General features: G+C 51.8%; 4 protein-coding genes and 1 pseudogene. 1 reads left to right on the top strand and 4 read right to left on the bottom strand.

Features of this window, described 5'->3' with window-relative positions; translation table 11 throughout:
• Positions 1-128: 128 nt before the first annotated feature.
• Positions 129-725: pseudogene (locus ACMX3H_RS17375) on the top strand (sensor histidine kinase); the annotation flags it as partial.
• A gap of 69 nt (positions 726-794) precedes the next feature.
• On the opposite strand, the gene crr reads toward ACMX3H_RS17375, so the two are convergent.
• The 4 genes from crr to ACMX3H_RS17355 form a co-directional block, all read right to left on the bottom strand.
• The gene (gene crr / locus ACMX3H_RS17370; protein WP_415211701.1) at positions 795-1,304 is read right to left on the bottom strand and encodes a PTS glucose transporter subunit IIA; all 510 of its coding nucleotides are present in this window, start codon (positions 1,302-1,304) and stop codon (positions 795-797) included.
• A 41-nt stretch (positions 1,305-1,345) separates the two neighbouring features.
• Positions 1,346-3,073, bottom strand: a complete 1,728-nt coding sequence (gene ptsI, locus ACMX3H_RS17365) for a phosphoenolpyruvate-protein phosphotransferase PtsI (protein ID WP_415211700.1) — start codon at positions 3,071-3,073, stop codon at positions 1,346-1,348.
• A 50-nt stretch (positions 3,074-3,123) separates the two neighbouring features.
• Complete coding sequence (ptsH, locus tag ACMX3H_RS17360) at positions 3,124-3,381, bottom strand: phosphocarrier protein Hpr (RefSeq protein WP_011411525.1); 258 nt, start codon at positions 3,379-3,381, stop codon at positions 3,124-3,126.
• Between the two features lie 691 nt (positions 3,382-4,072).
• Positions 4,073-4,237, bottom strand: a 165-nt coding sequence (locus ACMX3H_RS17355) for an ATP-binding protein (RefSeq protein ID WP_415211702.1), incomplete at its 5' end; no start/stop codon positions are given.

Below are 4,237 nucleotides of genomic sequence, written 5' to 3'. Positions count from 1 at the left end.
ACCCCCGGAAGCTAAAAGTCTCCAGAGTATGGCGGAACAGAAGATGAGCGATCGGACAGAATCGGAATCGCTGATCGGGCGACCGGAATCAGTGATCGGGTGAAATCGGAATCAGTGATCGGACGTGACCGGAACCAGCAGATACCCCTCTGGCGCGCATCAAGCAGGAAGCCGAGCGTCTGGATCGCATGGTGGGGGAGCTGCAGGCGCTTTCGCGCGCGGAGCACCAGGGTATGCTGGCAGAGGAGTATTTCGATTTACTGGGGCTGGTGGAAGCGCTGGTCAACGACGCCCGTTGTGAGGCGCAGCTCACCCGGGTGACCATCGCGCTGACCGCCCAGCAGCCGGCGGACTATACCGTCAAAGGCAACGCGGAACTGATGCGCCGCGCGGTGGAAAACATCGTGTGCAATGCGCTGCGTTTTTCATTGCCGGGGCAAGAGATTGCGGTGAAGCTAGCGGTGGAAGATCGCCTGCTCACGATTAGCGTGGCCGACCAGGAGCCGGGGATTGCCGAGGAGAAACTGTCCAGCATTTTCGATCCTTTTGTGCGGGTGAATTCACCGCAAAGCGGCAAGGGCTACGGCCTGGGGCTGGCGATCACCCGCAAAGTGCTGTTGGCGCACGGCGGGTCGGTCGACGCCCATAACGGCCGCGAGGGCGGGCTGCAAATTACCCCACTGGCAGTAACCGCTTACGGCCTGGCCGCCGACGGCAAAAATTAACGGCGCTCATTGAGCGCCGTTATCGTTGTTCCCGCCCGCCGCTGCGGCCGGCGATGAAGGGGGATGGGCCTACTTGCGGATGCGGATGATCGGCGTTTCACCGACCACGACGCTGCCGGACAATTTCACCAGCTCTTTGATTTCATCCATGTTGGAAATCACTACCGGCGTCAGAGTCGATTTCGTTTTTTCTTCCAACAACGGCAGATCGAACTCGATCACAACGTCACCTTTTTTCACACGTTGACCTTCTTCAGCGATACGGCGGAACCCTTCGCCTTTCAGCTCAACGGTGTCGATACCGAAATGGACAAACAGCTCAATGCCACTGTCGGATTCGATGGAGAAAGCGTGATTAGTCTCGAAAATTTTGCCGATCGTGCCGTCTACCGGGGCGACCATTTTATTGCCGCTGGGCTTGATGGCGATCCCATCGCCCACGATCTTTTCAGCGAAAACCACGTCAGGAATATCTTCAATGTTTACAATTTCCCCCGAAAGAGGTGCAACTATTTCAATGCTTCCCGTGTCTTTCTTGTCATCGGAAACCAGAGATTTCAGTTTATCGAACAAACCCATGATCTTCTCCTAAGCATTTATATCGGGTCAGCGTCGTGAAATCAGCAGAGCGTTTTTTCTTCAATAAATTTGTTGACCAGATTCATCAACTCTTCCGCTGTTGGCTGAGCTAATGCTTCCTCTGCTAATGCCTTTGCATCGCCAAAATTGGTATTGAGAATAATTTTCTTGATGCGCGGGATAGAGATAGCACTCATGCTGAATTCATCCAGTCCCATCCCTAATAACAGTAGTGTAGCACGTTCATCTCCCGCCAGCTCGCCGCACATACCGGTCCATTTGCCCGCAGCGTGAGACGCGTCAATGACTTGCTTAATTAATGTCAGTACCGCCGGAGACATGGGATTATACAGATGAGAAATAAGCTCATTACTGCGATCCACGGCAAGAGTATACTGGGTCAGGTCGTTTGTCCCAATACTAAAGAAATCGACTTCCTGCGCCAGATGGCGCGCGATAACCGCGGCGGCGGGCGTTTCCACCATCACGCCGACTTCGATGCCCTCGTCGAAGGCCTTGCCCTCTTCGCGCAGCTGCGCTTTCAACAGCAAGAGTTCATGCTTCAGGGTGCACACTTCTTCCACGGAAATGATCATCGGATACATGATGCGCAGCTTGCCGAACGCCGAGGCGCGCAGAATGGCGCGCAGCTGCGCGTGTAGCATCTCTTTACGATCGAGCCCGATGCGGATGGCGCGCCAGCCGAGGAAAGGGTTGTCCTCTTTCGGCAGATTCATATAGGGCAAATCTTTGTCGCCGCCGATATCCATGGTGCGCACGATAATCGAACCGGTGGGCATGGACTCCGCCACCGCTTTGTAAGCCTGGAACTGCTCTTCTTCACTGGGCAATGAATCGCGGTCCATAAACAGGAACTCGGTGCGATACAGGCCCACGCCTTCCGCACCGTTGCGTTCGGCGCCCGCCACGTCGCGCACGGTGCCGATATTGGCGCAGACTTCCACCTGATGGCCGTCAAGCGTGACGGCCGGCAGATCCTTGAGCTTGGCCAGTTCGCTCTTCTCGGCGGCGTATTGGCTTTGCAGCGCTTTCAGTTCTTCAATCACCGCCGGTTCGGGATTGATATAAATCTGGTTGTTGATAGCGTCCAGAATCAAATAATCGCAGTTGGCGACGTGCTTGGTAATGTTACCCGTCCCAACAATCGCCGGCAGCTCCAGCGAGCGCGCCATAATGGAGGTATGAGAGGTCCGGCCGCCGATATCGGTGACGAAGCCCAACACTTTATCCAGATTCAGCTGCGCGGTTTCCGACGGTGTCAAATCCACCGCTACCAGCACGGCTTCCTCGCTGATGGCGCTCAGGTCGATAATCGGCATAGCGAGAATATTGCGCAGTAAACGTTTACCGATATCGCGCACGTCGGTGGCGCGTTCTTTCAGGTATTCGTCGTCGAGTTCTTCCAGCGCTTTGGCCTGCGTTTCAATCACGGTATAGACGGCGGCATCCGCGCTGGCGAGGTCTTCTTTGATAAGGGCTATGATGTCCTGCTCAAGCTCTTCGTCTTCCAATAACATGATATGGCCTTCGAAGATGGCTTCCTTTTCTTCACTGAAAGTTTCACCCGCTTTGGTTTTGATCGCTTCCAGCTGCACGGAGGCTTTGGCGCGTCCGGCAAGAAAACGTTCAACTTCCGGCTCGACTTGGTCCGCGGTGATCTTTTTCCGGTTGATGACAATCTTATCTTCCTTCAGTAGCAGCGCTTTACCAAAGGCGATGCCCGGTGATGCTAAAATGCCTGAAATCATAACCCTACCTTACTCATGACACATATTAACTAAAAAGACCGGGCCGTATGTTACTCAAGCTCTGCCATCAGTTTAACCAAATGTTCTACCGCCTTTTGTTCATCCTCGCCCTCCGCGGCGATAGTGACGACAGTACCCTGTGTCAGACCAAGGGTTTGTAGTTTGAACAGGCTTTTCGCGCTGGCGCTTTTGCCATTGGAGGTCACGGTGATTTCGGAACTAAAGCCTTTGGCTTCCTTGACAAACTGGGCGGCGGGACGGGTATGCAGACCATTAGGAGCAGTAATCGTAACTTCTTGCTGGTACATTTTATTTCCCCAACTTATTAGATGATATCAGTGTTATGGGGCTAAAGTTTAGCCTAAAAGGTTCATTTTAGCCCATATGGTTGTGACGGAGTCTGTGGCGCAATCGTAGGAGATACTCGTCCTGACGGGGCGTCACAGCATTAATTGCTTAATCACGCCGTTTGAGGCATGAATGCTTTTGACATTAATCATTATGCCGCTTTTCGTCGGAAATCCATAGGCCGGCGAGCGTTTCTGTTGACTGTATAATAAATATCATGATTAATTTTATTCTAAGAAATAGTTGTCTAAATACAAGACAGGACCAACAAAATCAATTCGTGGTGGGTTAAAAGTATGATCCAGTCCACAAAAAAGGTAAGCGCCCCGTGGAGGACGTCTTGAATTATTGGTGGGTTTGTTGTATGAAACAGTAAACCTACGTTACACGCTTATGCTCATTGCATTTTCACATTGTATTGATTTTAATAACTTTTATTTCCATCCCGGTTTGAGTGATATGAAATTAGTGGTTCTGAAGTTTGTGATAGTGTCTATTAAAATTTAAGTGGACACTATCATCGCCGGATTATCCATGATCTAACAGCCGTCCCTTATAGGATGCGGGTTCACTAGGCATCGTAGTGGAACATATTCTTACCGGGCCGTACAACAAACCCACCAATAATTCAAGACGTCCTCCACGGGGCGCTTACATTTTTCCTGTGCTGGCTACTCCTTGCTCTTTGCGTAGTGATTCGCCTTTAAGTTTCAGTCGATAGCTGGGGTGTACAAGCCGATCGAGTAACGCATCAGCTGTCGTGGGGTTTTCTATCAGTCCATACCATTTTTTTACCGGCAGTTGACTGATCAGGAT

It is taken from the genome of Sodalis sp. (in: enterobacteria) (assembly GCF_047607725.1).
Lineage (GTDB): Bacteria > Pseudomonadota > Gammaproteobacteria > Enterobacterales > Enterobacteriaceae > JBLKSS01.
This window is presented reverse-complemented; position numbering and strand designations above follow the sequence as displayed.

What these genes read in the sequence shown, in the direction of transcription:
- crr (WP_415211701.1), bottom strand. Translation starts at nt 1,304, where the DNA reads ATGGGTTTGTTCGATAAACTGAAATCTCTGGTTTCCGATGACAAGAAA.
- ptsI (WP_415211700.1), bottom strand. Translation starts at nt 3,073, where the DNA reads ATGATTTCAGGCATTTTAGCATCACCGGGCATCGCCTTTGGTAAAGCG.
- ptsH (WP_011411525.1), bottom strand. Translation starts at nt 3,381, where the DNA reads ATGTACCAGCAAGAAGTTACGATTACTGCTCCTAATGGTCTGCATACC.